General features: G+C 61.2%; 25 protein-coding genes. 16 read left to right on the forward strand and 9 right to left on the reverse strand.

The genetic code is table 11. From position 1 onward, the window contains the following. The 4 genes from ACPYOP_RS00005 to xylA form a co-directional block, all read left to right on the forward strand. Positions 1 to 201: transposase (locus tag ACPYOP_RS00005; protein WP_481408350.1), on the forward strand; the 201-nt coding region annotated here is incomplete at its 5' end. A gap of 153 nt (positions 202 to 354) precedes the next feature. After that, positions 355 to 1380, forward strand: coding sequence for a LacI family DNA-binding transcriptional regulator (locus tag ACPYOP_RS00010; protein WP_481408351.1), 1026 nt, complete (start codon positions 355 to 357; stop codon positions 1378 to 1380). 37 nt (positions 1381 to 1417) lie between these two features. Next, positions 1418 to 2875 (forward strand): xylulokinase, encoded by a 1458-nt coding sequence (gene xylB / locus ACPYOP_RS00015; RefSeq protein ID WP_481408352.1) that lies wholly within the window; start codon positions 1418 to 1420, stop codon positions 2873 to 2875. A gap of 168 nt (positions 2876 to 3043) precedes the next feature. Next, positions 3044 to 4354 (forward strand): xylose isomerase, encoded by a 1311-nt coding sequence (gene xylA / locus ACPYOP_RS00020; RefSeq protein ID WP_481408353.1) that lies wholly within the window; start codon positions 3044 to 3046, stop codon positions 4352 to 4354. On the opposite strand, the gene ACPYOP_RS00025 is transcribed toward xylA, so the two are convergent. Both ACPYOP_RS00025 and ACPYOP_RS00030 read right to left on the reverse strand, forming a co-directional pair. Continuing rightward, entirely contained in the window at positions 4345 to 4749 is a 405-nt protein-coding gene (locus ACPYOP_RS00025) for a VOC family protein (protein ID WP_481408354.1), read from the reverse strand. The genes xylA and ACPYOP_RS00025 overlap by 10 nt on opposite strands. 12 nt (positions 4750 to 4761) lie before the next feature. Further along, entirely contained in the window at positions 4762 to 5787 is a 1026-nt protein-coding gene (locus ACPYOP_RS00030; protein ID WP_481408355.1) for a LacI family DNA-binding transcriptional regulator, read from the reverse strand. A gap of 166 nt (positions 5788 to 5953) precedes the next feature. Between ACPYOP_RS00030 and ACPYOP_RS00035 the strand changes: the two genes are divergently transcribed. From ACPYOP_RS00035 to ACPYOP_RS00055, 5 genes are all read left to right on the forward strand, one after another. Then, the gene (locus ACPYOP_RS00035; RefSeq protein ID WP_481408356.1) at positions 5954 to 7477 is read left to right on the forward strand and encodes a sugar ABC transporter ATP-binding protein; all 1524 of its coding nucleotides are present in this window, start codon (positions 5954 to 5956) and stop codon (positions 7475 to 7477) included. Positions 7478 to 7538: 61 nt separating this feature from the next. After that, positions 7539 to 8549: an ABC transporter permease gene (locus tag ACPYOP_RS00040; protein ID WP_481408357.1), complete on the forward strand. Its 1011-nt coding sequence runs from the start codon at positions 7539 to 7541 to the stop codon at positions 8547 to 8549. A 69-nt stretch (positions 8550 to 8618) separates the two neighbouring features. Continuing rightward, positions 8619 to 9566 carry a substrate-binding domain-containing protein gene (locus ACPYOP_RS00045; protein ID WP_481408358.1) on the forward strand — a complete coding sequence of 316 codons (948 nt, stop codon included), beginning with the start codon at positions 8619 to 8621 and terminating at the stop codon, positions 9564 to 9566. Positions 9567 to 9824: 258 nt separating this feature from the next. After that, on the forward strand, positions 9825 to 10877 hold the full coding sequence (locus ACPYOP_RS00050; protein WP_112343252.1) for a sugar phosphate isomerase/epimerase family protein: 1053 nt from the start codon (positions 9825 to 9827) through the stop codon (positions 10875 to 10877). 190 nt (positions 10878 to 11067) lie between these two features. Beyond that, positions 11068 to 12255 (forward strand): Gfo/Idh/MocA family protein, encoded by a 1188-nt coding sequence (locus ACPYOP_RS00055; RefSeq protein ID WP_481408359.1) that lies wholly within the window; start codon positions 11068 to 11070, stop codon positions 12253 to 12255. Positions 12256 to 12300: 45 nt separating this feature from the next. Here ACPYOP_RS00055 and ACPYOP_RS00060 read toward each other — a convergent pair whose 3' ends face one another. Then, positions 12301 to 12705, reverse strand: a complete 405-nt coding sequence (locus ACPYOP_RS00060; protein ID WP_481408360.1) for a DoxX family protein — start codon at positions 12703 to 12705, stop codon at positions 12301 to 12303. A gap of 238 nt (positions 12706 to 12943) precedes the next feature. Here ACPYOP_RS00060 and ACPYOP_RS00065 point away from each other — a divergent pair, with 238 nt between their 5' ends. The 3 genes from ACPYOP_RS00065 to ACPYOP_RS00075 all read left to right on the forward strand — a co-directional run bounded on the left by ACPYOP_RS00065 (position 12944) and on the right by ACPYOP_RS00075 (position 17351). After that, positions 12944 to 14317 carry a GH1 family beta-glucosidase gene (locus tag ACPYOP_RS00065; protein ID WP_481408361.1) on the forward strand — a complete coding sequence of 458 codons (1374 nt, stop codon included), beginning with the start codon at positions 12944 to 12946 and terminating at the stop codon, positions 14315 to 14317. A 165-nt stretch (positions 14318 to 14482) separates the two neighbouring features. After that, positions 14483 to 15031, forward strand: a complete 549-nt coding sequence (locus tag ACPYOP_RS00070) for an NADPH-dependent FMN reductase (protein ID WP_481408362.1) — start codon at positions 14483 to 14485, stop codon at positions 15029 to 15031. A 109-nt stretch (positions 15032 to 15140) separates the two neighbouring features. Then, entirely contained in the window at positions 15141 to 17351 is a 2211-nt protein-coding gene (locus ACPYOP_RS00075) for a putative bifunctional diguanylate cyclase/phosphodiesterase (protein ID WP_481408363.1), read from the forward strand. A 36-nt stretch (positions 17352 to 17387) separates the two neighbouring features. Here the strand turns inward: ACPYOP_RS00075 and trhO are convergent, their stop codons facing one another. The 3 genes from trhO to ACPYOP_RS00090 form a co-directional block, all read right to left on the reverse strand. Next, positions 17388 to 18329 carry an oxygen-dependent tRNA uridine(34) hydroxylase TrhO gene (gene trhO, locus ACPYOP_RS00080; RefSeq protein ID WP_481408364.1) on the reverse strand — a complete coding sequence of 314 codons (942 nt, stop codon included), beginning with the start codon at positions 18327 to 18329 and terminating at the stop codon, positions 17388 to 17390. Between the two features lie 249 nt (positions 18330 to 18578). Then, positions 18579 to 19490 (reverse strand): CHAD domain-containing protein, encoded by a 912-nt coding sequence (locus ACPYOP_RS00085; protein WP_481408365.1) that lies wholly within the window; start codon positions 19488 to 19490, stop codon positions 18579 to 18581. Further along, entirely contained in the window at positions 19468 to 19953 is a 486-nt protein-coding gene (locus ACPYOP_RS00090; protein ID WP_481408366.1) for a CYTH domain-containing protein, read from the reverse strand. Before ACPYOP_RS00090 ends, ACPYOP_RS00085 begins: the two co-directional genes overlap by 23 nt. A gap of 158 nt (positions 19954 to 20111) precedes the next feature. Between ACPYOP_RS00090 and ACPYOP_RS00095 the strand changes: the two genes are divergently transcribed. From ACPYOP_RS00095 to ACPYOP_RS00105, 3 genes are all read left to right on the forward strand, one after another. After that, on the forward strand, positions 20112 to 20750 hold the full coding sequence (locus tag ACPYOP_RS00095; RefSeq protein WP_481408367.1) for a 2-dehydro-3-deoxy-phosphogluconate aldolase: 639 nt from the start codon (positions 20112 to 20114) through the stop codon (positions 20748 to 20750). A 128-nt stretch (positions 20751 to 20878) separates the two neighbouring features. After that, the gene (locus ACPYOP_RS00100) at positions 20879 to 21592 is read left to right on the forward strand and encodes a tellurite resistance TerB family protein (RefSeq protein ID WP_481408368.1); all 714 of its coding nucleotides are present in this window, start codon (positions 20879 to 20881) and stop codon (positions 21590 to 21592) included. Positions 21593 to 21673: 81 nt separating this feature from the next. After that, the gene (locus ACPYOP_RS00105) at positions 21674 to 21889 is read left to right on the forward strand and encodes a hypothetical protein (RefSeq protein WP_481408369.1); all 216 of its coding nucleotides are present in this window, start codon (positions 21674 to 21676) and stop codon (positions 21887 to 21889) included. Between the two features lie 6 nt (positions 21890 to 21895). Here ACPYOP_RS00105 and ACPYOP_RS00110 read toward each other — a convergent pair whose 3' ends face one another. The 3 genes from ACPYOP_RS00110 to ACPYOP_RS00120 all read right to left on the reverse strand — a co-directional run bounded on the left by ACPYOP_RS00110 (position 21896) and on the right by ACPYOP_RS00120 (position 24641). Beyond that, complete coding sequence (locus ACPYOP_RS00110; RefSeq protein WP_481408370.1) at positions 21896 to 23002, reverse strand: nickel/cobalt transporter; 1107 nt, start codon at positions 23000 to 23002, stop codon at positions 21896 to 21898. Further along, positions 22996 to 23655, reverse strand: coding sequence for a DUF1007 family protein (locus tag ACPYOP_RS00115; RefSeq protein WP_481408612.1), 660 nt, complete (start codon positions 23653 to 23655; stop codon positions 22996 to 22998). Before ACPYOP_RS00115 ends, ACPYOP_RS00110 begins: the two co-directional genes overlap by 7 nt. A gap of 92 nt (positions 23656 to 23747) precedes the next feature. Further along, the gene (locus tag ACPYOP_RS00120; RefSeq protein ID WP_481408371.1) at positions 23748 to 24641 is read right to left on the reverse strand and encodes a LysR family transcriptional regulator; all 894 of its coding nucleotides are present in this window, start codon (positions 24639 to 24641) and stop codon (positions 23748 to 23750) included. Between the two features lie 530 nt (positions 24642 to 25171). Between ACPYOP_RS00120 and odc2 the strand changes: the two genes are divergently transcribed. Continuing rightward, positions 25172 to 26305 (forward strand): ornithine/lysine decarboxylase, encoded by a 1134-nt coding sequence (gene odc2, locus ACPYOP_RS00125; RefSeq protein WP_481408372.1) that lies wholly within the window; start codon positions 25172 to 25174, stop codon positions 26303 to 26305. Positions 26306 to 26357: the final 52 nt, after the last annotated feature.

A 26357-nucleotide genomic window follows, 5' to 3' on the forward strand; every position in this document is an offset into this window, starting at 1 on the left:
GCCCACTTGCTCTTTCTGCCGCAATATTCTCCCGACCTCAATCCGATCGAACAGCTCTTCGCAAAGGTCAAACACCAATTGCGCAAAGCCCAGGCCAGAACCCGGCAGGCCATCTACGACGTACTTGGAGACATCCTTCGTACCATTGCGCCACAAGAATGCTCAAACTACTTCATAAACGCTGGCTATGAACGGGCTTAAATTCATCCCGCTCTAAAGAATGCTCCCAAGGCATGGCCCCTCCTCGTGAGGGGCCTTTTTTATTCATGGCCATCAGTGGAAAATTAAGTGGCCGGAAATTTTTGATTTACGTACATCAGAAATGGCGGTAAAGGATTTCGGCAGGAGGAGCCGATGAGACCGACCGTGCATGACATCGCCGCCGCCGCGGGCGTCAGCCTCGCCACCGTGGACCGCGTCTTGAACCGGCGGCCTGGCGTGCGGCTGGTGACGCGGGAGAAGGTGGAGGCCGCTATTCGCGAGATCGGCTATATCCGCGACGTCGCTGCCGCCAATCTGGCCAAGGGCCGTGTCTATCCTCTCGTATTCATCGTGCCGACAGGCGACAACTCCTTCATGCACGGACTGCGTTCAGAGGTGCATCATGCAACCTTACGGGCGAGCATAGAACGCACGGATATCCGCATCATCGAGGTGCCACCCTTCGATGTGCCGGCGCTGGTGGCGACGCTTGAGGCTTTGCAGGGGCAGGATATCGCCGGGGTCGCCCTGGTGGCGACCGATGCGCCTGACGTGCGTGCTGCGGTCGGCCGGCTGGTCTCCGAGCGCATCCCCGTCGTCACGCTTGTTTCCGATCTGACCGATTCGGTGCGGCATCATTATGCCGGTATCGACAACATCGCCGCCGGCCGCACGGCCGCCCGGTTGCTCGGGCGATTCCTTGGTGGTCACAAGGGTGAAATTACAGTTCTCGCCGGTTCCATGCTGGTGCGTGACCATCGCGAGCGCCTGCAGGGTTTCTCCGACGTCATGGCCGAGGAGTTTCCCAAGCTGCGGCTGCTGCCTGTATTGGAAGGGCGTGACGATCCGGAACTCGCCCGATCGCTCGTTTCCAGGGCATTGTCCCAAAGCCGGGACATTATCGGCATCTACAATCTCGGTGCCGGCAACCGGGGCCTGATCGCGGCCTTGAAAGCCGTCAGGCCCGAGCGCGAACTGACCGTCGTCGTGCATGAACTGACGCAGCATACGCGCGCAGCGCTCGTGGACGGTACGGTCGATGCCGTTCTCAACCAGGATGCTGGCCACGAGGTGCGCAGCGCCATCCGCGTCATGAAGGCGACCGCCGACGGCCAGGCCGTCATCGCCGATCAAGAGCGCATCCGCCTCGATATTTTCTTGAAGGACAATCTGCCCTGAGCATTCGAAAGCGGCAGAGTATAGGGAGTTACATCTGATGTATTTGGGTCTCGATCTCGGAACGTCCGGCGTCAAAGCGATGCTGATCGACGGCAATCAGAAGATCATCGGCTCGGCCAATGGCGGGCTCGATGTGTCGCGTCCACATCCCGGCTGGTCCGAGCAGGATCCGGCCCACTGGATCCGGGCGACGGAGGAAGCTGTTGCCGGGCTGAAGGCGGCGCATCCGAAAGAGCTGGCTGCCGTGCGCGGTATCGGCCTTTCCGGCCAGATGCATGGCGCGACGCTGCTCGATGCCGACGACAAGGTGCTGCGCCCCTGCATCCTCTGGAACGACACCCGCAGCTATCAGGAGGCTGCCGCGCTTGACGCCAACACACGCTTCCGCGCGCTGACAGGCAATATCGTCTTTCCGGGTTTTACCGCCCCGAAGCTCGCATGGGTCGCCAAGCATGAGCCGGAGATTTTCGCGAGGGTGCGTTGGGTGCTGTTGCCGAAGGACTATCTGCGCCTTTGGCTGACGGGCGAGCACATGTCGGAAATGTCTGACTCGGCCGGCACCTCCTGGCTCGATACCGGCAAGCGGAAATGGTCTTCCGAGCTGTTGGCGGCAACCAATCTCGATGAGAAGCAGATGCCGACCCTGGTCGAAGGCACCGACGTTGCCGGCAAGCTGCGCGGCGAGCTGGCCTCGAAATGGGGCATTGCCGGCGATGCCGTGGTTGCCGGCGGGGCAGGGGACAATGCGGCCTCGGCCTGCGGCATGGGCACGGTCAGCCATGGCGCCGCTTTCGTTTCGCTCGGGACTTCGGGCGTGCTCTTTGCGGCCAACGGCTCCTATCTGCCGAAGCCGGAAAGCGCCGTTCACGCCTTCTGCCACGCACTGCCGAACACCTGGCACCAGATGGGTGTCATCCTCTCGGCAACCGATGCGCTCAACTGGCATTCGCATGTGACCGGCAAATCCGCTGCCGAACTCACCACCGAGCTTGGTGACACGCTGAAGGCGCCGACCAGCGTCACCTTCCTTCCCTATCTCTCGGGCGAACGCACGCCGCACAACGATGCGACGATCCGCGGCGCCTTCATCGGCCTTGGCCATGAAAGCGGCCGCGCCGTGCTGACGCAAGCCGTGCTCGAGGGCGTATCCTTCGCCATTCGCGACAATCTGGAGGCGCTGCGTTCGGCTGGCACCGACATTACGCGCGTGACCGCCATCGGCGGCGGCTCGCGCTCGCGCTACTGGCTGGCCTCGATCGCCACCGCGCTCGGTGTGCCCGTCGACTTGCCGGCCGACGGCGATTTCGGAGCGGCCTTCGGTGCCGCGCGTCTGGGTTTGATCGCCGCCACCGGCGCCGATCCCGTCGCGGTCTGCACGCCACCGCAGACGGCCGGCTCGATCGATCCCGTGACGTCGCTGACGGATGCCTATGCGGATGCCTACAAGCGCTACCGGGCGGTCTATCCGGCGATCAAGCCGCTGAGCATAGCTTGAGGTGAAACCCTCTCACCCTGCCCTCTCCCCGAGGGGAGAGGGTGAAACCGAGTTTGCGGCAGCCGCCCATACCTTCTCCCCTCGGGGAGAAGGTGGCCCGAAGGGTCGGATGAGGGGGCGTTGCCGACAGAACAACAATACCGAAACACCAACCCAAGGAGATGAGATATGAGCACCGGATTTTTTGGTGACATCAGCAAGGTAAAGTACGAAGGTCCCGACAGCACCAATCCGCTGGCCTTCCGCTATTACAACAAGGACGAAGTCGTTGCCGGCAAGCGCATGGAAGACCATCTGCGTTTCGCCGTCGCCTACTGGCACACCTTCACCTGGCCGGGCGGCGATCCCTTCGGTGGCCAGACCTTCCTTCGTCCCTGGTTCAACGAGACGATGGAAGCCGCCAAGCTGAAGGCCGACGTGGCCTTCGAATTCTTCACGCTGCTTGGCGCTCCCTACTACTGCTTCCACGATGCCGACGTGCGTCCGGAAGGCAAGAACTTCGCCGAGAACACCAAGAACCTCAACGAGATCGTCGATTACTTCGCCCAGAAACAGGCCGAAACCGGCGTGAAGCTGCTTTGGGGCACGGCGAACCTCTTCTCGAACCGCCGCTTCATGTCGGGCGCTGCGACCAATCCGGATCCGGACGTCTTCGCCTTCTCGGCTGCGACCGTGAAGACCTGCATGGACGCCACCCATAAGCTCGGCGGCGAAAACTATGTTCTCTGGGGCGGCCGCGAAGGCTACGAGACGCTGCTCAACACCGACCTGAAGCGCGAACTGGACCAGATGGGCCGCTTCCTCAATCTCGTCGTCGAGTACAAGCACAAGATCGGCTACAAGGGCACGATCCTGATCGAGCCGAAGCCGCAGGAGCCGACCAAGCACCAGTATGACTACGACGTCGCCACGGTCTACGGCTTCCTCAAGAAGTATGGCTTGGAAAACGAAGTGAAGCTCAACATCGAGCAGGGCCATGCGATCCTCGCCGGCCATTCCTTCGAGCACGAGCTGGCGCTCGCCAACGCGCTCGGTGTCTTCGGCTCCATCGACATGAACCGCAACGACTACCAGTCCGGCTGGGATACCGACCAGTTCCCGAACAATGTTCCGGAAATGACGCTGGCATACTACCAGGTTCTGGCAGGCGGCGGCTTCAAGACCGGCGGCACGAACTTCGACGCCAAGCTGCGCCGTCAGTCGCTCGATCCCGCAGACCTGTTGATTGGCCACATCGGCGGCATGGATTGCTGCGCACGCGGCCTTAAGGCTGCCGCCAAGATGATCGAGGACAAGGCACTCTCCAAGCCGCTCGCCGACCGTTACGCCGGCTGGGATTCAGCCGAAGGGCAGAAGCTGCTGCGCGGCGAATATTCGCTCGATCAGATCGCCCAGTGGGTCGAGACCAAGGACGTCAACCCGCAGCCGAAGTCCGGCAAGCAGGAACTCCTGGAAAACATCGTCAATCGCTACGTTTGACCGATAGGTTCGGGAGGCGGTGGTTCATCGCCTCCCGATTTCAGCCGGAATGCGCGGCTGGAAATAGATATGGAATTTCCGCAGGGGTCCTTGGCATTGGCGAAGACATAATCGTCGGCTTTATGCAAGGGTCCGAACTCAAGTCCGTCTTCCGCGCATTTCGCGCGGAAAGCTTCGACATGTTCGACGTCGAAGACCAGCTTTACCAGCACCTGGCCCATTTTCTGCGCCTTTCCTGCCGGATGGATCATCAGATTGGCGCCGCCATCCTGCGCCAGCAGTTCGACAATCCGATCACCCTCCTGCCGGAGCGGCTTGAACCCGAAATGCTTCTCGTAAAAGCTGACCGTCGCTTCGACATCACGGACGTAGAGGGTGATTCTGCCGAGCGGCATCGCTGCGCTTGCCTATCGCCGGGCGCGCGCCGGCGCTGCAACCGAATTGCGCACAATCAGATCCGGCCGCAGCAAGATTTCCGTTTCCGCAGGCTCGCCATCCGACAGGAGCTCGAGCAGCAGCGCCATGGCGTGCTTGCCGATGGCGGTGCGCGGCTGGCGGATCGTCGTCAGCGACGGCGTCATGAAGACGGCTTGCGGGACGTCGTCGAAGCCGGTTACCGAAAAATCCTCGGGGATGTCGTAGCCGCGCGCCTTCAGGCCGATCATCACGCCGATCGCGGTCTGATCGTTGACACACATGAAGGCTGTCGGCAGCGTGTCGCGCATGAAGAGCTGCTCGACGGCGAGCCGGCCGCTTTCGATGGTGCCGTCGCCTTCGAGCACGATGCGGGGATCGGCGCTAATGCCGGCGGCGTCCAGCCCGGCTTCATAGCCCATGCGCCGGCGGCTATAGGCAAGGCGGGTGCGGGAATCGCCGACGAAGGCGATCTTGCGATGACCCTCGGCAATCAGCAGGTCGATTGCCTTGCGCGCACCGGCGACGTCGTCGACGCCGACATAGGGGATGCCGCCGTTGAAGACCGGCTCGAAAACGCCGACGCTCGGCGGCAGCCTGGCGGTCATCGTCTGATGTCCGAAGGGCAGGATACCGGTGAAGAGGATCAATCCGGCTGCCTGGTTGGAATTCAGGAACTTCAGATATTCGAGCCCGCGCTGCGCATCGTTCTGCGTATGGCCGATGAGGATACCGTAGCCGTGCGAACGCGCCTCATTCTCCAAGCCGATGAGAATATTGGAGAAATTGGGGTCGCCGATATCGGGAGCGACGACGAGAATCATGTTCGATCGTCCGAGCCGGAGGCTGCGCGCCATGGCATTGGTGGTATAACCGGTGATGGCGATCGCCTGATTGACTTTCAGCCGCGTTGAATTGGCGACTTTCTCCGGCATATGGATTGCCCGCGAAACCGTTGCTATCGAAACATTGGCAATTCGGGCGACGTCTTCGATAGTTGCGGGCGTGGAATTCGACACTGCGCTCTGCCTTGGGTCTCGTCTGGGGCTGGAGACTACACAGACTTCGGTGGAGGTCAAAGGTGACCGCGAAAAATTATGCGATATCCAATGATGTAAACCTTTACACAGGTTATGTAAAGGTTTACACAACAGGGAAAGCGGGTGGGACCGCAGGGAGGATTCAATGAGTTCGGAAGCCGTCGACGGTACGGTCGTGCTGTCTGCGAGAGGGATATCGAAATCCTTCAACGGCGTGCAGGTGCTGTTCAGCGTCAACTTCGATCTTCGGGCCGGCGAGATCCATGCGCTCATGGGCGAAAATGGCGCCGGCAAGTCGACGCTGGTCAAGGTCCTGTCCGGTTTCGAGCAGCCGACGTCAGGCGAAATCCTGCTCGATGGCGAGCCGGTGAAGCTGCCGCCGAACGGCGCTGCCGAGGCGCTCGGCATCGTCATCATCCACCAGGAATTCAATCTTGCGGAGCATCTGACCGTCACCGAGAGCCTGTTTCTCGGCCGCGAAGTCACGCGGCTGGGCGTGCTCGACCGCAAATATATGCGCGCCGAGACGCGCCGTGTGCTCGACCTTCTCGGCTCGCATGTCGACGAGAACGCCATAATCAGTACGCTCTCCATCGCCGACAAGCAGATGGTGGAGATCGCCAAGGCGATCAGCCGCGATGCGCGCATCGTCTTCATGGACGAACCGACCGCCGTTCTTTCGCGCGAGGAGACCAATTTCCTGTTCAAGCAAGTGCGCAAGCTGCGCGATCAGGGAACGAGTTTCGTCTTTGTCTCGCATAAGCTCGATGAGGTCATGGAGCTGACGGATCGGGTCACGGTGCTGCGCGATGGCCAATGGGTGAAGACATCGCCGACCTCGCTGCTTGACGGCGAATCGATCGCCCAGCTGATGGTCGGGCGCGAGCTCTCGAGCCTCTATCCCGCCAAGAACGAGCCCGATGTCGACGAGAAGGTCGTGCTCAGCGTCGTCTCCCTTTCGACTGGTTATGTCCATGATGCGAGCTTCGAGCTGCGCAAGGGCGAGATTCTTGGATTTTCCGGCATGATCGGCTCGGGCCGTACCGAGCTGATGGAGGCGATCGTCGGCCTGCGCTCGCGCGCTGCCGGCGACGTCGTTGCCAACGGCCAAACGGTACCGTCGCATGACGTGCATGCGGCTATCGACGCCGGGCTTGCCTATATGACCAAGGACCGCAAGTCGAAGGGCCTGCTCCTGAATTCGGGCATGGTCGTCAATCTGACCCTGCAGTCGCTCGATCGGCACGGCAAGTTCGGTTATCTGAGCGCCTCCAGCGAGGCGGATGCGCTGGCGCGGGCGCGCCGTCGCTTCGACATCCGGGTGCGAGACGGAAATATCGTTGCCGGCCGCATGTCCGGCGGCAATCAGCAGAAACTGCTTCTGGCGAAGGTCATGGAGACCGAGCCGCAGATCATCATCATCGATGAACCGACCCGCGGTATCGACGTCGGCACGAAACAGCAGATCTATCATTTCATTTCGGCGCTGGCGCGTGACGGTCATTCGATCATCGTGATCTCCTCGGAAATGCCCGAGGTGATCGGGCTGTGCACGCGGATCGCGGTCATGCGCGAGGGCCGGATCGTCGGCGTGCTCGAAGGCGAAGAGATCACCGAGCAGGAAATCATGCGTTATGCGGCGGGCCTGAAGAAAAAGACCGCTGCCTGAACGGGCAGCACAGGGCAGAGCGAATTCCCAGCAGTCATGGGACGGGAGGTTGGTTTTGGTTATGAGCGTGGGTGAAGACAGCAGCGGAAAAGCCGGTCGGCGAGGGCGTTCCTGGCGGGATGTCGATCTCAGGGCCGTTGCGCCGTTTGCAGCGCTGGTGCTGCTTCTGATCGTAGGCGCATTGGTCAACCCGAACTTCATCGGCATCACCAATCTCACCAATGTCGCGACAAGATGCGCCTATATTGCGATCATCGCGGTCGGTGCCACTTTTGTTATCTCGGCTGGTGATCTCGATTTGTCCGTTGGCGCGATGGTCGCCTTCGTCGCAAGCCTGATGATCCTCTTGATGAACTCGGGTGTCATCGCCGATCCCGCCCTGATGCTGGCGGCGGCCGTCCTGTTTTCGATCGTCGCCGGTGTCCTGTGCGGCCTGGCCAACGGCCTGATCACGACCATGGGCAAGATCGAGCCGTTCATCGCGACCCTCGGCACCATGGGCGTCTACCGCGGTTTGACGACCTGGCTGTCACAGGGCGGCGCCATCACCTTGCGCCCGGCGGATCTGCAGGCGCTCTACAAGCCCGCCTATTACGGCTCCGTGCTCGGCGTGCCGGTGCCGATCCTGGTCATCCTTGTCGTCACCGGCATTGCGGCCTTCATTCTTTATCGCACCCGCTATGGGCGGCACGTCATTGCCGTCGGCTCCAATCGCGACGTTGCGCGCTATTCCGGCGTGGCGGTCAATCGCGTGCGCACCATCGCCTTCGTCATTCAGGGCCTGTGTGTGGCGATCGCCGTACTCCTCTATGTGCCACGGCTTGGCTCGACGTCGGCGACGACCGGCAGCCTGTGGGAGTTGCAGGCGATCACCGCCGTCGTCGTCGGCGGCACGGCGCTGAAGGGCGGAGCGGGCAGGGTATGGGGCACGATCTGCGGCGCCTTCATCCTTGAGCTGGTCGGCAACATCATGCTGCTTTCCAATTTCATCAGCGAGTATCTACTGAGTGCCATCCAGGGGGCGATCATCATCATCGCCATGCTGGTTCAGCGCTCGCTTGCTCGCAAATAGTGAATAGCCGGGTCAGGGGGCGCCCGGTTCTTGGTGACAAGGCCCTGTCTCTATCTGGGAGGAAGAAACATGCGAAAAAGACTATTGGGCGTGGCTGTCGTGATGGCGGCTCTGGCCGGCACGGTACATGCCGCGGACAAGAAGGTGACGATCGGCGTTTCCATTCCGGCCGCCGATCACGGCTGGACCTCGGGCGTGGTGTTCCATGCCGAGCGCGTTGCCAAGCTGCTAATGGCGGAGCATCCGGGGCTCAACGTCATCGTCAAGACTTCGCCTGACGCTGCGAGCCAGGCCAATGCGGTGCAGGACCTCGAGACACAGGGCATCGATGCTCTCGTGATCCTGCCGTCGGATCCGGATCCGCTCGTCAACGCCATCAAGGAAGTCAAGGACAAGGGCAAGTTCGTGGCGCTCGTCGACCGTGCGCCGAGCAACAACGATAATTCCGTCCGTGACCTCTATGTCGCCGGCAACAATCCGGCGCTTGGGCAGGTCGCGGGCGAATACATCAAGAAGAACACGCCGGATGCACAGGTCGTCGTCATCCGCGGTCTGCCGATCCCGATCGACCAGCAGCGCCAGGACGGCTTCGACAAGGGTATCGCCGGCTCGAACGTCAAGGTTCTCGACCGTCAATACGGCAACTGGAACCGCGACGACGCCTTCAAGGTCATGCAGGATTACCTGACCAAGTTCCCGAAGATCGATGTCGTCTGGTGCCAGGATGACGACATGGCCGTCGGCGTGCTGCAGGCGATCGACCAGGCCAAGCGCACCGACATCAAGTATGTCGTCGCCGGCGCCGGTTCGAAGGACATGATCAAGAGGGTCATGGATGGCGACAAGCTGATCCCGGTCGACGTGCTCTATCCGCCGGCAATGGTCGGCACCGCCATGGAGCTGACTGCCGCCAATTTCTACGATCAGGTTCCGGTCCGCGGCAATTACATCCTCGATGCGACGCTCGTCACGAAGGACAACGCCAAGGACTTCTACTTCGCCGATTCACCGTTCTGATCGGCTGATCCAGACAGATGCGCCCGCCGGTTTCGGCGGGCGTTTTTTATGCGGCTGCCGCTTCGTTTCGCATCCTGCGGCAATTTTTGCGGCACGTACCTCTTGCCGCCAGCGGCAGGCCGTGATTAGTTCACGGGGCATTCGACTTTCAGCCCGACGACCCTATAGTTTTTGAGGTTCCGGCATCCATGCCGCCTCGGATGGGGGTCGGAAAGGCATCGGAAACGTTTACAGAACGCGATTAGGGAGGAATTACTGATGAAGACGATCAAGGGGCCAGGCCTGTTTCTCGGCCAGTTCGCCGGTGATGCGGCGCCATTCAACTCATGGGATTCGATCACCAAATGGGCTGCCGATGCCGGCTATATCGGCGTGCAGGTTCCGACCTGGGCAAGCCAGCTCATCGACCTGAAGAAGGCGGCCTCCTCGAAGGATTATTGCGACGAATTCGCCGGTGTCGCCCGCGCCAACGGCGTCGAGGTCACCGAACTTTCCACCCACCTTCAGGGCCAGCTCGTCGCCGTGCATCCCGCCTATGACGAAGCCTTCGACGGCTTTGCGGCGCCGGAAGTGCGCGGCAATCCGAAGGCGCGGCAGGAATGGGCCGTCGAGCAGGTGAAGATGGCGCTGACGGCTTCGAAGCATCTCGGCATCAAGGCGCATGCGACCTTTTCCGGCGCGCTTGCCTGGCCCTTCATCTATCCCTGGCCGCAGCGTCCCGCCGGCCTCGTCGAAACCGCCTTCGAGGAGCTTGCGCGCCGCTGGACGCCGATCCTCAACCATGCCGACGAAAACGGCGTCGACGTCTGCTACGAGATCCATCCGGGCGAAGACCTGCATGACGGTATTACCTTCGAGATGTTTCTGGAGCGCGTGAAGAACCATCCGCGCGCCAACATGCTCTACGATCCCTCGCACTACGTCCTGCAGTGCCTCGATTATCTCGAGAACATCGACATCTACAAGGACCGCATCAAGATGTTCCACGTCAAGGATGCGGAGTTCAATCCGACCGGGCGTCAGGGCGTCTATGGCGGCTATCAGGGCTGGGTCGAACGCGCCGGCCGCTTCCGTTCGCTCGGCGACGGCCAGGTCGATTTTGGCGCGGTCTTCTCGAAGATGACCGCCAACAACTTCGACGGCTGGGCCGTGGTCGAATGGGAATGCGCGCTGAAGCATCCAGAGGACGGTGCTCGCGAAGGCTCCGAATTCGTCAAGGCACACATCATCCGCGTCACGGAAAAGGCCTTCGACGACTTTGCCGGCAGCGGCACGGACCAGGCGGCAAACCGGCGCATGCTGGGGCTGTAATCTTTTTCTCTTCTCCCCGCGGGGAGAAGATGTCCGAAGGATAGATGAGGGGGACGAGGAGCGTCGCGACGAGTGCCTTGAGCGACGAGCGAAAGGCAGCGTCCGCTGAGTTTCCCCCTCATCCGACCCTTCGGGCCACCTTCTCCCCGCGGGGAGAAGGGAAGTACAATTCCATTCTCAGGAGGACAAAATGGCAATCGAAGGATCATCGGAACAGACGCGGGAGCCGCGCATCCGGCTTGGCATGGTGGGCGGCGGCACCGGGGCGTTCATCGGCGCTGTACATCGCATCGCCGCGCGCATTGACGATCAGTTCGATCTCATCGCCGGCGCGCTCTCGTCGTCGCCGGAAAAGGCCGTGGCTTCCGGCCGCGATCTCGGTCTCGATCCCTCGCGCACCTATTCCAGCTATCGCGACATGGCGATCCGCGAAGCGAAGCTGAAGAACGGCATCGAGGCGGTTTCGATCGTCACGCCGAATCACGTTCACTACGATGCTGCCAAGGAATTCCTGCGCCGCGGCATCCATGTCATCTGCGACAAGCCGCTGACGTCCAATCTCGCCGATGCCAAGAAGCTGAAGAAGGTGGCCGATGAAAGCGGCGCGCTCTTCATCCTCACGCATAATTACACCGGCTATCCGATGATCCGCCAGGCGCGCGAGATGATCGAGAATGGCGAGCTCGGCGATATCCGTATCGTGCAGGCGGAATATCCGCAGGATTGGCTGACCGAAAACATCGAGCAGTCCGGCCAAAAGCAGGCGGCCTGGCGTACCGACCCCGCCCAATCCGGCGCTGGGGGTTCGACGGGCGATATCGGCACACATGCCTATAATCTCGCGTCCTTCGTCACCGGCCTCGAACTCGACAGCCTTGCCGCCGATCTCGATAGCTTCGTTGAGGGACGTCGCCTCGACGACAACGGCCATGTGCTGCTGCGCTTCAAGGCGAAGGGCAAGGAAAAGCCGGCCAAGGGCATGCTCTGGTGCAGCCAGGTGGCGCCGGGCCATGAGAATGGCCTGAAGCTCCGTGTCTATGGCACCAAGGGCGGCATCGAGTGGACGCAGGCCGATCCGAACTATCTGTGGTACACGCCGTTCGGCGATCAGAAGCGGCTGATTACCCGCAACGGCGCCGGCTCGGGTGCCGCCGCGGCGCGTGTCTCGCGCATTCCTTCGGGCCATCCGGAAGGCTATCTGGAAGCCTTCGCCACGATCTATACCGAGGCTGCGCGCGCCATCAACGCCCGCAAGAAGGGCGTGGCGATCGATCCGGCCGTGGTCTATCCGACCGTCGATGACGGTGTGAAGGGTGTGGCGTTCGTCGAGGCCTGCGTTGCCTCCTCGAAGCGCAATGGCGCCTGGGTCAAGCTCTAATCTTTGGTTAGGCCCGAGGCAGCGAAACCGCTTCGGGCCTTTCATTCAGGCAGCGACTTCCTGCTTGCGCTTCGTCAGTGCATCGACGCTCAGCGGGCCGCCGCCGGCGCCGACGAGAAACAGGAAGATGAAGCAGAAGAGGATGGCGGAGACGCCGCCGTTCTGCGCGGGATAGAAGCTCTGCGGCGCATGGCGCAGGAAATAGGCGAAAGCCATCAGGCCCGACAGGATGAAAGACGCGATCCGCGTCTGGAAGCCGATCAGGACGAGGAAGCCGAGGGTCAGCTCTAACAGGCCGGCGATCCATGGGAGCGATCCGACATCAGGCACATTCTCGGCGGCCGGGAAATGCAGCACTTTCTGCGTTCCATAGCTGAACAGCACAAGCGAGGCGACGATGCGCAGAAGGCTCAGCAGATAGGGGTGAAGGGTATGGAGCAGAGCGAGCATTTCTATCCTTTCGCTGTCAAGTTTGAGTGCTACCCTCAATTGATCCGCCTCGAAAAGACAAGTCACGACTGTTGACATTGATGTTATCGCGCCGCGAGGAAGCCGCCGGATAACGCCGTTAGCCGGCTGCGTTTCTTGGCATCTGTAACGTTGCAGTTTCCTCAATTCGACACTGTACTTTGCCAGCCGGGTTGGCTAAACCGCAGCCAACGAAGCCAAAACAGACGGGATTTTCATCATGATCGATCCGAAGCTTCTTGCCGATCGCTTCCCAGGCGATTTCACGTTCGGCGTTGCCACCGCCGCATTCCAGATCGAAGGCGCCACCAAGGCCGATGGCCGCAAGCCCTCCATATGGGATGCCTTCGCCAACATGCCGGGCCGCGTCTATCAGCGCGATAATGGCGATGTCGCTTGCGATCACTATAACCGCCTGGAGCAGGATCTCGATCTGATCAAGGAGATGGGCGTCGAGGCCTATCGCTTCTCGATCGCCTGGCCGCGCATCATTCCCGAAGGCACCGGCCCCGTGAACGAAGCCGGCCTCGATTTCTACGACCGTCTGGTCGATGGCTGCAAGGCGCGGGGGATCAAGACCTTCGCCACCCTCTATCACTGGGATCTGCCGCTGGCACTCGCCGGAGACGGCGGCTGGACGGCGCGATCGACGGCACATGCCTTCCAGCGCTATGCCAAGACCGTCATGAGCCGCCTCGGCGACCGTCTGGATTCGGTCGCCACCTTCAACGAGCCATGGTGCATCGTCTGGCTGAGCCACCTTTACGGTGTTCACGCACCGGGCGAGCGCAACATGCAGGCGGCGCTTTATGCCATGCACTATATGAACCTCGCCCATGGTCTCGGCGTCGAAGCGATCCGCTCCGTTGCGCCGAAGGTGCCTGTCGGCATCGTGCTCAACGCGGCCTCCATCCTGCCGGGCTCGGACCGCCCGGAAGATCTGGCCGCCGTCGAGCGCGCTCATCAGTTCCACAATGGCGCTTTCTTCGATCCGATCTTCAAGGGCGAATATCCGAAGGAATTCGTCGAGGCGCTCGGCGATCGCATGCCTGTCATCGAGGACGGCGATCTGAAGACCATCAACCAGAAGCTCGACTGGTGGGGCCTGAACTATTACATGCCGAGCCGCGTCTTCGATGATGCGTCTAAGAGCGGCGATTTCCCCTGGACGAAGGAAGCGCCGCCGGCAAGCGACGTGAAGACGGATATCGGCTGGGAAATCTATGCGCCGGGCCTGAAGCACGTCGTCGAGGATCTCAACAAGCGCTACGAACTGCCGGAGTGCTACATCACCGAAAACGGCGCCTGCTACAATACGGGCGTCGTCAATGGCGAGGTCGATGACCAGCCGCGTCTCGACTACTACATCGAACATCTCGGGGTCGTCGCCGATCTCATCAAGGACGGTTACCCGATGCGCGGCTATTTCGCCTGGAGCCTGATGGACAATTTCGAATGGGCGGAAGGCTATCGCATGCGCTTCGGCCTCGTTCATGTCGATTACGAGACGCAGGTGCGCACGATCAAGAAGAGCGGCAAGTGGTACAAGGCGCTTGCCTCCCAGTTTCCGAAGGGCAACCACAAGGCGGTTTGATGAGGTTCGGCCTCTCGCGTGGAGGGCTGGGTTGGGTGAAACGAGTGAATGGCGTGATCTTCGGTGGCGCAATGGGTCACCCCACCCCGGACCTATGGTCCGACCCTCCCCCTCAAGGGGAGGGTGGCTGTCGCTCGAATCGGCGAGGCCTGATAGACAGCATGTATGACTCAGCGGCCGATTTTCCTTTATGCGCTTTGCGGCAGCCAGCGGCAGGCTTCGACCAGTCGCAGGTTGCTCAAGGCGCTGCAGCTTGCCTGCCCTGACGGCGTTACAATCACCATCAGTGATCTGATCGGCGAACTGCCGATCTTCAATCCCGACAACGAGGGCGAGAGGACGCCGCCGGTGGTCGAGAAATTTGCTGACGAAATCTGCAAAGCCGATGGGCTGATCGTGTCGTGCCCCGAATATGCCCATGGTATCCCCGGCGGCTTCAAGAACGCCTTGGACTGGCTGGTGTCGCGGGACGAGGTGCCGTTCAAGCCGTTGATGTTTGCCCACGCCTCGCATCGCGGCGATCTCGTTTTGGCGCAGCTGACCGAGGTCCTGCAGACCATGTCGCTGAACATCGTCGCTGACGCTTTTCTGCGCCTGCCGATTGCGGGCAAGAGCGATGACGCGCAGGCGGCCATGCTTCTGGAGGCGCGTGGAAATGGCCTCCTATCCGCGAGTCTCGGCCGTTTCGCGCAAACGATTGCCGCCAGCACGTGAATTTTTCCGGCTTCGGCAAATATGCAACCATTTCCTGTAGGAATCTCCGACACGCCTTAACCGTTTGTTGAAGACCTGACGGCAGACTTCCGTGCCAAGGAGAAAAGGCGTGGGAGCAGTTTTCAATTCATTGCGGCAAGCGACACAGATCGGTCGTCATTCCATTGTGACGGCCGTTTTGATTTCCTTTGCTCTCGTGGTTGCCGTCGTGACCCTGATGGTATTGACCGCAATCGGTCGTGTCGCCGATTACTCCAACAAGCTGGATGACGAACGCTCCTGGGAGACGACCGTCGGCGCCCTGAAAACCTTCCAGGGGCAGCTGGAAGCGACGCTGCATGACCATTCCGCGCGCAACGACGCGGCGCGAAGCGTCTACGGAACGAACGACCGGGGCTGGATCGCCGGCAATTACGGCGCCATTTCCTCCGACGGCGCCCTGTTCGATACCGCCGTGATCGTCGACGACGATAACAAACCGATCATCGCCTATCACGACGGCGCGCCGTTGACGGAGAATATCGAGCAGGTCCTCGGTACCGCCGTATGGGCCTTGGTCGATCAGGCGCGCACCATGCGCGTGACCGGCGTGCCGGAAGCCTCGGGCTATATCATGACCAGGGATGGCATCGCCGCCGCCGGCGCCGCGACGATCCGCGAAAGATCCGGCCGCATTCCGGTGCCGGAAGGCCAGCGGCGTTATCTGATCCTCGTGCGCTATCTCGACGCAGCCCGGATCAAGATGCTCTCCAACACCTATGTCATCAGCGGCCTGACGCTGATGCCGCCGGAAACCGTGGCTCGCTACGCCGTTTCCATCGTCGATCCGCTGGGCAAGTCGCTGGGGCGGCTGGTCTGGAGCTCGCGTGAACCGGGCGACATGAGCTACCAAAAGGTCCGCCCACTGGTTCTCGGCGCGCTCGGCCTTGTCGGACTGTTCTTTGTCGTGCTGCTGATCCTGGGATCATTGGCAGGGCGCCGGTTGCGGTCGGAGGAGGTTCAGGCGCGTCAGGTTTCGCTGCGCGACCGGTTGAGCGGCCTCCTCAATCGGGAGGGGCTACGGCTCGATGTGGACCGGCTGGTCGAACGGGCACGCTCCGACGGCACCAACGTCCTGCTTCTCTATCTCGATCTCGATGGCTTCAAGGAAATCAATGATTCCTATGGGCATGGCACGGGTGATCAGCTCATTCGCGCCGTGGCGGCGGGCCTCAGCGTGCTCGTGCCGCCACAGGCAGCGCTGGCGAGAGTTGGAGGAGACGAATTCGCCATCGTCTTCCCGACCAAGGAACTCAACGACGCGCCTGCCTTGCAGCTGGCGGAACAGATTTTGGATTTTCTGTCCGAGCCCTTGGAAATCGGCCGGCGGGTGGTCGTCGTCGGTACCAGCATCGGCATAGCGAGCTCGCCGGAAGGCCGTATCGACAGAGAGGAACTGGTGCGGCGAGCCGATCTTGCCATGTACAAGGCCAAGGAGGCGGGTCGCGCCCGCATGACCTGCTACGACACGGCCATGGATGCCGATCGCGAGGAGCGCAACGCGCTGGAACTCGATCTGCGCCGCGCCATCGAGATGGAGGAGCTGACGCTCGCCTATCAGCCTCTGGTCGATGCGTCGAGCTGCGAAATGACCGGCGTCGAAGCGCTCGTGCGCTGGAACCGTCCTGGTCATGGTCCCATTTCGCCCGAGGCCTTCATCCCTATTGCTGAAACCAGCGGCCTGATCGAAGCGCTGGGTTTGCTCGTCTTGCGTAAGGCCTGCGAGGCCGCGCGGCAATGGCCGGATCTTCGGATTGCCGTCAACGTGTCGCCGGGTCAGTTCCGCAATCCTGCCTTCGCCGATTACGTCCGCAGCGTGCTGAACAGTACGGAGATAGAGGCCGAGCGGGTGACGCTGGAAATCACCGAAGGCTATATCATCCAGAATCCGGAGCGCACCCGCCAGTCGATCGAGCGGCTGAAGAGGCTCGGGGTCAAGGTGGCGCTCGACGATTTCGGCTCTGGTTTCTCCTCCATCGGCTATCTGCGCCAGTTCGGCTTCGATCGCATCAAGATCGATCGTTCACTGACCATGAACGTGCTGGAAGACGACCGCGCCCGCGAGATGCTGCAGGCGACGGTGGCATTGGCCCGTTCGCTCGATATTCCCGTTACGGCCGAAGGCATCGAGACCGAGGCGCAGGGAAGGGCGCTGGAAGGCTTCGGCTGCGACGAGCTGCAGGGCTATTTCTACGGCAAGCCGATGCCGGAGGCCGAGATCAACAAGCGGCTCGCCGTGCAGATGGCCGCGGAGCTGGACGAGGAGCATGCCGCCGCCTGACATGCTCAAAGCATTTCCGCTTTTCCTGGAAATGCTTCAGCCGATATGTTCGTGACCGCGCTTGCGGGCGAGTGCGATCTGCCGCTGCCTTTCGCGGTAACGCTCGCGATCCTCTTCGCTGCGCTCGTGATGGCAATGGCTGCAGGAGACGCCGGCTTCGTAGAAGGGTGAGGTCACTTCCTCGGCCGTGATGGGATTGCGGCAGGCGTGGCAGAGCTTGTGATTGCCCTCTTTCAGACCATGCTCGACAGAGACGCGCTCGTCGAAGACGAAGCAGGCGCCTTCCCAGAGGCTCTCTTCCGCCGGTACTTCCTCCAGATATTTCAGGATGCCGCCCTTGAGGTGATAGACCTCGTCGAAACCCTGCTGCTTCATGAAGGCGGTCGCCTTCTCGCAGCGGATGCCGCCGGTGCAATACATGGCGATCTTCGGCTTGTTGTGCAGGCCGGTATTTTCGCGCACCCATTCGGGAAATTCGCGGAAGGTCTTGGTCTTCGGGTCGACCGCGCCCTTGAAGACGCCGATGGCGGTCTCGTAGTCGTTACGGGTGTCGATGACGATGGTATCGGGATCGGAGATCAGCGCGTTCCAGTCCTTCGGCGCGACATAGGTGCCGACGACCCTGGTGGGGTCGATATCCTCGACGCCCATGGTGACGATCTCTTTCTTGAGCTTCACCTTCATGCGCACGAATGGCATTTTCGACGCGCGGCTTTCCTTGTGCTCCAGGCCGACAAATTCCGGCTGAGCGCGCAGGAAGGCGAGAACGGCGCCGATGGCCGCATCCGTGCCGGCGATGGTGCCGTTGATCCCTTCATGCGCGAGCAGCAGCGTGCCCTTGACGCCATTTTCCTCGCAGAGCGCAAGCAAAGGCTCACGCAGGCTTTCGAAGCGCGGAATGGAAACGAAATGATAGAGCGCGGCAACGAGGAATGCGCCGGTCGCGTCGCGCCGTGGATCTGAAAGCATGTCGATCATGGCGGGGAAATACAATTTTGTGAGCTTTCAGGCAATCGGGATTCGTATTTTGAAACTATGCGACCGGGGAGCCACCGGGGCCACCCTCGTCCTTCGACGGGCTCAGGATGAGGGCGGAGTGGCCTCTGAGCTTCAGACAGTGCGCCGCAATGACGGGCCGGGCGCTGGTGACCAACCCTCACGCTGAGGTGCGCAGGCCGTCAGGCCGAAGTCTCGAAGCACGAGGGCGGGTGAGGGGTCTCGTCCGCCTCAATCCGCAGCTTCCAGCCAGAGGCGCTTCATGGTTCGCGCCTCGCGCTCGGGCTTGTCGGCAAAGACCCGGCGCGCTCGGTTCAGTGCTTCCTCACGGGCCATTTGCTGCCGGGAAATGATCGCCTCCAGCAGGCGCGCGTGATCATCACTCCCGTTGAAAAGATGCGGCTCGCGGTCCGCGACGTCAGACAATATCGACATGTCGAGATAGCGGCCGAGCACATCGACCAATATCTTTGCCTCAAGCTGCTTGGCATACATGGCGGCGGGCCAGACGTCGCGCAGCAGCATGTGATGCATCCAGTAATCCTGGCTGCGCTTGCGCAGATCGTGAAAGCACTCGGCATGGGCCGCTTCCGCATGGCACTCGGAAAGCGCCTGCATCGCCTTGCGGGCATTCTTGCGCCAGCTCTTCTGAATGAGGCGGGCCGTATCGCGTCGCCCTCTCTCAAACGATGCATCCTTCAACGCCTCGAGTGCCTCGTTGCAGGTGGCGACTGCCAGCTGCGCCTTGTTTTCGAGGTCGGTCTCGGCCTCAGCGAGGCGGTCGCGCCTGCTGGTCAGAACATCGGTCACGCGGGTAAGCGCCCGCAGTTCATCTTCGGATTTCGCCGTCATTTGCAGGTAATGGTTGGCCTCTATCAGGGCAGTCGCGTCGCGCACGCCTGACAGCGAGCGGGCCATGTCGCGAAGCCGGGCATTCTCCTGCTGTTGAAATTCGCGCGCGATCGGCGCTATCAGGCGGTAGAGCGCGCGTACGCGCTTGATGTTCTTGCGCGCGGCGTGAACCGCTTCGTGCAGGCCTTGAGGCCTATCCGTCAGAACAGCCATCGCTTTGCCGAGTTGATGCGCGGCGGCTTTGCGCACCTCGCCATCAAGAGCCCGGTCAGGCCGTACGCGATAGCTCATCGTACTCCTGTTCGAACTGCGTCGCGAGAGCCTGATTGGAATAGCGGTACTCGCCGGTCACTTCGCGGCCGATCCAATCCGGCAGTTCCGGATCGTCGCTTTCGTCTTCCATCTCCACTTCGGCGATGACAAGACCGCGATGGGCGCCGCGGAAGACATCCACCTCCCAGACAAATCCCTTGAAGGGCACCTTGTGGCGGGTCTTTTCGATAACGAGGCCGATCGCCGTTCCCAGAAGCTCCTCGGCCTCATCGACGGGGATCTCGTATTCGAACTCGTCCCTCGTCATCGCCTTGCCGATCTTGATCGTCAAGGTCGCCGTGGTCTCGTTCGTCAGCCTTATCCGCACGGAGCGGTCGTTCATGGAGGCGATATATCCCTGTCGCAGGATCAGCTTCTCCGAAGCGAAATCACGCCAGTGATCGCCGCGTACCAGAAACTTTCGCTCGATCTCTTTTGCCATGCGTTTAACATGCTCCACCGGCACAGACCGCGGCAGACTATAGTATGTCAGGACGAATTCCTACCCGTCCCGTCCAAAGCGTGCTTTTGTCTCGACAAGCATTCTCGGGGAGGTTATTCGAGAGCCGGTTTCAATCGTTTTAAAGGAGCGCACCGACCATGGGCGAGAAAACCGAAAAGCTTCTTTCCATCCTGAAACTGCAGCCGGTCGTACCCGTGCTGATCGTCGATGATGCGAAATCGGCCGTTCCTCTTGCACGCGCGCTGGTTGCCGGCGGCCTGAAGGCCATCGAGATCACGCTACGCACGGCCGGCGCGCTCGATGCCATCCGGGCGGTCGCCGAAGAGGTGGAAGGGGCCGAAGTCGGCGCCGGTACGATCCTCAACGTCAGCCAGTGGGATGCGGCCGTCGAAGCCGGTTCCAAGTTCATCGTCAGCCCCGGCACGACGCAGGAACTGCTTGATGTCGCACGCTCCTCGCATGTGCCGCTGCTGCCAGGTGCCGCCACCGCAAGCGAAGTCATGGCGCTGCGCGAAGAGGGCTATACGGTGCTCAAGTTCTTCCCGGCCGAACAGGCGGGCGGCGCTGGCTATCTCAAGGCCCTGTCCTCACCGCTGGCAGGCACCATCTTCTGCCCGACCGGCGGCATTTCGCTGAAGAATGCGCATGACTATCTGTCGCTGCCGAACGTCATCTGCATCGGCGGCTCCTGGGTGGCGCCGAAGGAACTGGTTGCCACCGGCGACTGGGCTGGCATTACCAAGCTTGCCGCCGAGGCTGCGGCACTCAAAGGCTGAGACAGACTGCAATTCGATTTTCAGGGCGCTCATGGAGACATGGGCGCCTTTTTGCATTCTGCGCATTTGTATTTGCGGTTGCGCTTCCTATCTCCCTTTCACCATCACAAGGACGGAGGACCATCCATATGATCGACGCCCGCAAGCTTCTTGACCAGTTCCTGGGATCGCAGGTTCCGGGAATGCAAGGAACCGTGAAAGACAGGGCAACGCAGGCCATCAACCTTGCCAGGGACAATCCGATGGCGACCAGTGCGATTGCAGGTGTCCTGCTCGGCACCAAGACCGGGCGGCAGATCGCGGGCAATACCCTGGCGCTCGGCGGGCTTGCAGCCATAGCCGGGCTTGGCTACCAGGCCTACAAGAATTATCGCGATGGCAATCAGCCGCAGCCGGCACCCCAATCGACCCAGCAGGCCGAGCCGCAGTTCCTACCGCCGCCGTCAGATTCCGGCTTCAGCACCGCGCCGGCCGTCGCCAGCAATGATTTTACGCTTTCGCTGGTCCGGGCCATGATCGCGGCCGCGCGCGCCGATGGCCATATCGACGATGCCGAGCGTCAGCGGATTCTCGGCAAGGTACAGGAGGCGGGCGTCGGTTCAGAGGCGGAAACCTTCTTCCAGCGCGAGCTTGCCAACCCCGTCGATCTCGATGCCATCGTCGCTTCGGCCGGGACGGAGGAGCAGCGGGTGCAGGTCTATACGGCTTCACGCCTGGCGATCGAGCCGGATTCCCGGGCCGAGCGCGGCTATCTGGATCTGCTGGCCGGCAGGCTCGGTCTGGCCGATGCCCTGGTCGACCATATCGAGGCGACGGTTGCGGGCGCCAAAGTTCAGCTCTGACTGGTAGCGCCGGTTGCCTTTCGGCGGCGGCTGGCCTAAGCCTTCGCCGGAACATTTCATGGTGTGCTGGGGACCGGCGATTTGATGGACAAGAAAAGCGACACCCGCTCGGCGGCGATCGCCGCCGGCATTATTTTGGTGGTTGCGACGGTCGCGCTTTACCTGATGCCGAACGTCATCGTCTGGCTCGGAACGATCTCGCCGTGGCTCGGCACCGGCTTCGGCGTATTGGTCATCCTCGCCTTCTTTTTCGTATTCTGGCTGAGGGCCCGCTATCAGAGGCGCAGAGATTCTTAACGGCCGTCAGGTCTGCAGCGAGGCGCCGAGGAGGATGACGCCCGTGCAGATGACCAGCAGCGCGCCGAGAATCTCGATGCCATTGCCTACCCAAGCCGAAAGCCTTGAGCCCTTGCCGGTGAAGCGGACGGCGGTGCCTTTTGCGAAAACGGCGATGATGGCCAGCAGCGAAACGGTCAGCGCCGTGCCGACCGACATGGCCAGCACGGACAGAAGTCCGCCGAGATAGAGTCCGTTCAGCATTGAAAAGGTCATGACCAAAAGCGCGCCAGAGCAAGGCCGCAGCCCGACGGCAATAATGGCCGACCAGGCTTCGCGAGCGCTGAATTTTTCGTTCGACAGCATCTTTGGATCGGGAAGATGGGCGTGGCCGCAGGTCTTGCAGAAAGCGCCGTCGCCCGTCGCATGAGCGGGATCATAGCATTGATAGCCGCTGGCTGCCGGCATCGTGGTGCGGGCGAAACCTTTCGCCGAATCCGTGCCCGTCGCTGCTCCTTCGAACAGTGAGAGGCTGACCGGGCCTGCCGATGTCGCCAGCTGCATTTCCTGGCGCTGCGCACGGCTCTGCAGCATCGCCCGCAGCTTGCGGAACAGCAGCCAGCTGCCGAATAGGATGACCATGACGAAGCTGGTGATCTCCATGGCGTTGGTCGCCATCGTCATCGTGATGCCGGAGCCGCGCAGGACGAAATAAGCAGCGCCCACGACAAGGACGGCGACAAGGCCCTGAATGAGCGCGGAGACGAAGGAAATCCCGATGCCGCGTTTCAGCTCGATCTCGTTGGCGACCATGTAAGAGGAAATGACAGCCTTGCCGTGGCCGGGGCCGGCGGCGTGAAAGATGCCATAGGCAAAGGAGAGGCCGATCAGCGTCCAGAGCTGCCAGGGATCCTGGCGCATGGCTTCGATGGATTTGGTGAGCGCACGATAGAAGGCCTGCTGCTCATAGTTCACGTAGAGAAAGATCGGCGCAAGCGGACCGCCGATCGGCTGGAAGCTCGGTTCCGCCGTGCCGATGCCGAGCGGGGAGCCCGCGGCATGCGCCAGACCGGCAGCCGCCAAAAGGGCGAGCACTGCAGCCGGAGCGAGCTTCCCTAGTCTCGAAATCAGCATTCGACGTCTATCCGCGTTGCGAAGAGTTTCGACATGGTCGTTCCCGTCGGGTCGTTGAAGAAGGCATCCGTCAATGTCGATCTGTTTTCGGCGATAACCTCGTCCGGATTGGGGCGGACGACTTTCTGCGCACAGCTTTTGAAGGCAGTGCCCTCCATCACCAGTTCATTGTCGCTCGGGAAATCGATGGAAGTATAGAGCGTCGGGTCGTAAATGCCGAAGCTCAGCTTGTTGCCCTTGGCGAGCGGCATCGGCTCGGAGGGCTTGACGGCGAAGAACATCAGGAGCTGGCCGTCGCGATAATCGACATTGATGACGTCGGGCTTGTTCACCTTGATCGCTTTGCCGTTCAGCGTCAGGTTCGCATAATAATCATAGTCGCCAAGTGACTCGCGCACCGTCTTGCCGACCTCCTTCAGCTCGTCCGGGTCGAGCTTCAGATTGGTGTTCTTGTCGAAATCCATCAGCACGGACGAGGAGAATACCTCGTCGAAGCGCCAGACATTGCGCAGTTCCTGCACGCTCCCGTCCGCGCCTGCCAGCACTTCCAGGCGGGCTTCCACGAAAATATGCGGATGCGCGGATGCTGCGGCCGGCACGAGAAGCAGGCCGCCGGTCAGGGCAAGAGCATAGGCGGTCGTGGATTTTCTCATGCGTCCGATGGGTTTCGCGAGCATTGATTCACTTCGTTTTCTGGTCAGGAAATGAGACGGAATTGGGACCGGGCCCACTCGTCTCGGGTCGTTCAGCCGTGCTTGCGGAACCAATTGTGCAGATAGTCCACAAAGATGCGCACCTTGGCCGGCAGATAGCGCCGGTGCGGATAGACCGCATAGATGCCGCGGTCGGTGGGGAGGTAATCATTGAATAAGGTCAGCAGTTGTCCGCTTTCGATCGCCTTGCGGCCGATGAAATCCGGAACGATGGCGACGCCGAGATCGGAAAGTGCCGCGCGCAGCGTCGCGTGCGGGCTGTTGACTTCGAGCGTGCCGTTGATGGCGACGTTGAAAGTGGTGCTGTCGGCATCGACGAAGCGAATATTACCTTGAGAGCGCGTGTTGGTATCGATGATGAAAGGCACGCGGGCAAGATCGCCCGGCTGCTCCAGCGTCGGATAGCGATCGAGGAATGCCTGTGTTGCGCAGAGATGGATGCGGAAGTCCGAGATCTTGCGGGCGATCATGCCGGAATCCTCGAGCTTGGTGATGCGCACGGCCACATCGAAGCCTTCCTCGATCAGATCCACGAAACGGTCGTCGGCGGAGATTTCCAAGGCGAGATCGGGATTTTCCTTGGCAAAGTCGATCAGCGATTGCCCGACGTCGGCATCGACGAAGGTGCGCGGCACCGAAACGCGCAGCCGACCCTTCAGCTGCTGGTTGTTCTCGCGCACGAGGTCGGCAAGATTGTCGATCTCCTTCAATATGTCGGAAGCGGTACGATAATAGGTATGGCCGGCCTCCGTCATGGAGAACTGACGTGTCGTGCGGTTCAGCAGCAGCGCGCCGAGTTCGTCCTCCAGCTCGCGGACATATTTCGACAGCAGCGCCTTGGAGCGTCCCGTCTTGCGCGCGGCGGCCGAAAATCCCTCGGCTTCCACCACGTCGATGAAGGCGCGAATCCGGGTCAAAGTATCCATGGTTTAGCCCCCGTTAACTGTTTCCGGATGTTGAACAAAACGCGCCGATTTGTTCAATTATTTTTTTGGGACAGCGACGAAAAAATTTCTTGATTATGACCGCGAATGCACCTATTTCGGGGTCAGCCCAAAGTCGCACGTGCCCGTGGGTGTCCGCCGATCCTCGATGTGGTGAGAAAATCGGTAAGGTACCTGGAACTAACCCCTCCAGTCGCTATTTCGGCCAACCGAAAAATGCGAGGACATCTGAAGCAACGACGGTGCGGGCCTTTTTGTTCTCTCCCGGCTTTCCATCAGCCGGGGTTACTGAAGAGGCACACCTTCATTGCCGGAAGTGCGGTTGGGACTATCCCTCCAATCCATGGCAGACAAAGCGAATTAGCGCCGCTTGCGGCACTCGTTCATTATCCGCGCTTCGCGCATTTGCACGGTACTGGGGTCTCCACCGGCTGGTTCCTGAGCGAATGAGCGTCGCCCTTTGTCCTCTGGGTCTTTCTCCCGGAGCCTTTGGAATTGAAAAGGGAATTGACATGACCACGCAACGTATTCGCGATTTCCTCGCTACCCGACGTCCGGACGGTCCCTGCCTGGTGGTTGATCTCGATGTCGTCCGCGACAATTTCCACGCCTTCCGTCATGCCATGCCGGACAGCGCCATCTACTATGCCGTCAAGGCAAATCCGGCTCCGGAAGTCCTGCGCCTGCTCGCAAGCCTCGGTTCCAACTTCGATTGCGCTAGTGTCGCTGAAATCGAAATGGCGCTGGATGCCGGCGCGACCGCCGAGCGCATCTCCTACGGCAACACGATCAAGAAGGAGCGCGATATCGCCCGTGCGCATGCACTCGGTATCAACCTCTTTGCCGTCGACAGCCATGAGGAAGTCGAGAAGATTTCCCGTGCCGCTCCCGGCGCCCGCGTGTTCTGCCGCGTCCTGACGGATGGCGAGGGTGCCGAATGGCCGCTGTCGCGCAAGTTCGGCTGCGTCCCGCAGATGGCTGTCGACGTTCTCGTCTATGCCCATCAGCTGGGTCTGGAATCCTACGGCGTGTCTTTCCACGTCGGCTCGCAGATGACCAAGGTCGATGCCTGGGATGCTGCTCTGGCCGATGCCAAGCGCGTTTTCGTTTCGCTCGCCAAGCAGGGCATTCACCTGCAGATGGTCAACATGGGCGGTGGCTTCCCGACCAAGTACCTGCGCGACGTTCCCTCGGCCGAAGCCTATGGCAAGGCGATCTTTGCGTCTCTGCGCGCCCATTTCGGCAACCAGATCCCGCACACGATCATCGAGCCGGGCCGCGGCATGGTCGGCAATGCCGGCGTGATCAAGGCTGAAGTCGTCCTGATTTCGAAGAAGTCGGACAACGATGCTGCGCGCTGGGTCTTCCTCGACATCGGCAAGTTCGGCGGTCTCGCCGAAACCATGGACGAGGCGATCCGCTATCCGATCCGCACGGTGCGCGACGGCGACGAGACGGAGCCCTGCGTCATTGCCGGCCCGACCTGCGATTCGGCTGACGTGCTTTATGAGAAGAACCTCTATCCGCTGCCGGTGACGCTCACCATCGGCGACGAGGTCCTGATCGAAGGCACCGGCGCCTACACCACGACCTACTCGGCTGTGGCGTTCAACGGTTTCGATCCGCTGAAGGCCTACATTATCTAAGGTCCGGTAGGGATCTGAAGTTCGACAAAGCTGCCCCCGTAGCCAGAGCCGG

The organism is Rhizobium sp. KNZ2-6A, from assembly GCF_056755475.1.

Coding starts and splice junctions, on each gene's coding strand:
- ACPYOP_RS00040 (WP_481408357.1), top strand. CDS start 7,539: ATGAGCGTGGGTGAAGACAGCAGCGGAAAAGCCGGTCGGCGAGGGCGT.
- ACPYOP_RS00110 (WP_481408370.1), bottom strand. CDS start 23,002: ATGCTGATTTCGAGACTAGGGAAGCTCGCTCCGGCTGCAGTGCTCGCC.
- ACPYOP_RS00055 (WP_481408359.1), top strand. CDS start 11,068: ATGGCAATCGAAGGATCATCGGAACAGACGCGGGAGCCGCGCATCCGG.
- ACPYOP_RS00035 (WP_481408356.1), top strand. CDS start 5,954: ATGAGTTCGGAAGCCGTCGACGGTACGGTCGTGCTGTCTGCGAGAGGG.
- ACPYOP_RS00090 (WP_481408366.1), bottom strand. CDS start 19,953: ATGGCAAAAGAGATCGAGCGAAAGTTTCTGGTACGCGGCGATCACTGG.
- ACPYOP_RS00045 (WP_481408358.1), top strand. CDS start 8,619: ATGCGAAAAAGACTATTGGGCGTGGCTGTCGTGATGGCGGCTCTGGCC.
- xylA (WP_481408353.1), top strand. CDS start 3,044: ATGAGCACCGGATTTTTTGGTGACATCAGCAAGGTAAAGTACGAAGGT.
- ACPYOP_RS00025 (WP_481408354.1), bottom strand. CDS start 4,749: ATGCCGCTCGGCAGAATCACCCTCTACGTCCGTGATGTCGAAGCGACG.
- ACPYOP_RS00085 (WP_481408365.1), bottom strand. CDS start 19,490: ATGAGCTATCGCGTACGGCCTGACCGGGCTCTTGATGGCGAGGTGCGC.
- ACPYOP_RS00115 (WP_481408612.1), bottom strand. CDS start 23,655: ATGAGAAAATCCACGACCGCCTATGCTCTTGCCCTGACCGGCGGCCTG.
- ACPYOP_RS00010 (WP_481408351.1), top strand. CDS start 355: ATGAGACCGACCGTGCATGACATCGCCGCCGCCGCGGGCGTCAGCCTC.
- odc2 (WP_481408372.1), top strand. CDS start 25,172: ATGACCACGCAACGTATTCGCGATTTCCTCGCTACCCGACGTCCGGAC.
- ACPYOP_RS00100 (WP_481408368.1), top strand. CDS start 20,879: ATGATCGACGCCCGCAAGCTTCTTGACCAGTTCCTGGGATCGCAGGTT.
- ACPYOP_RS00050 (WP_112343252.1), top strand. CDS start 9,825: ATGAAGACGATCAAGGGGCCAGGCCTGTTTCTCGGCCAGTTCGCCGGT.
- ACPYOP_RS00060 (WP_481408360.1), bottom strand. CDS start 12,705: ATGCTCGCTCTGCTCCATACCCTTCACCCCTATCTGCTGAGCCTTCTG.
- ACPYOP_RS00065 (WP_481408361.1), top strand. CDS start 12,944: ATGATCGATCCGAAGCTTCTTGCCGATCGCTTCCCAGGCGATTTCACG.
- ACPYOP_RS00120 (WP_481408371.1), bottom strand. CDS start 24,641: ATGGATACTTTGACCCGGATTCGCGCCTTCATCGACGTGGTGGAAGCC.
- trhO (WP_481408364.1), bottom strand. CDS start 18,329: ATGATCGACATGCTTTCAGATCCACGGCGCGACGCGACCGGCGCATTC.
- ACPYOP_RS00095 (WP_481408367.1), top strand. CDS start 20,112: ATGGGCGAGAAAACCGAAAAGCTTCTTTCCATCCTGAAACTGCAGCCG.
- ACPYOP_RS00070 (WP_481408362.1), top strand. CDS start 14,483: ATGACTCAGCGGCCGATTTTCCTTTATGCGCTTTGCGGCAGCCAGCGG.
- xylB (WP_481408352.1), top strand. CDS start 1,418: ATGTATTTGGGTCTCGATCTCGGAACGTCCGGCGTCAAAGCGATGCTG.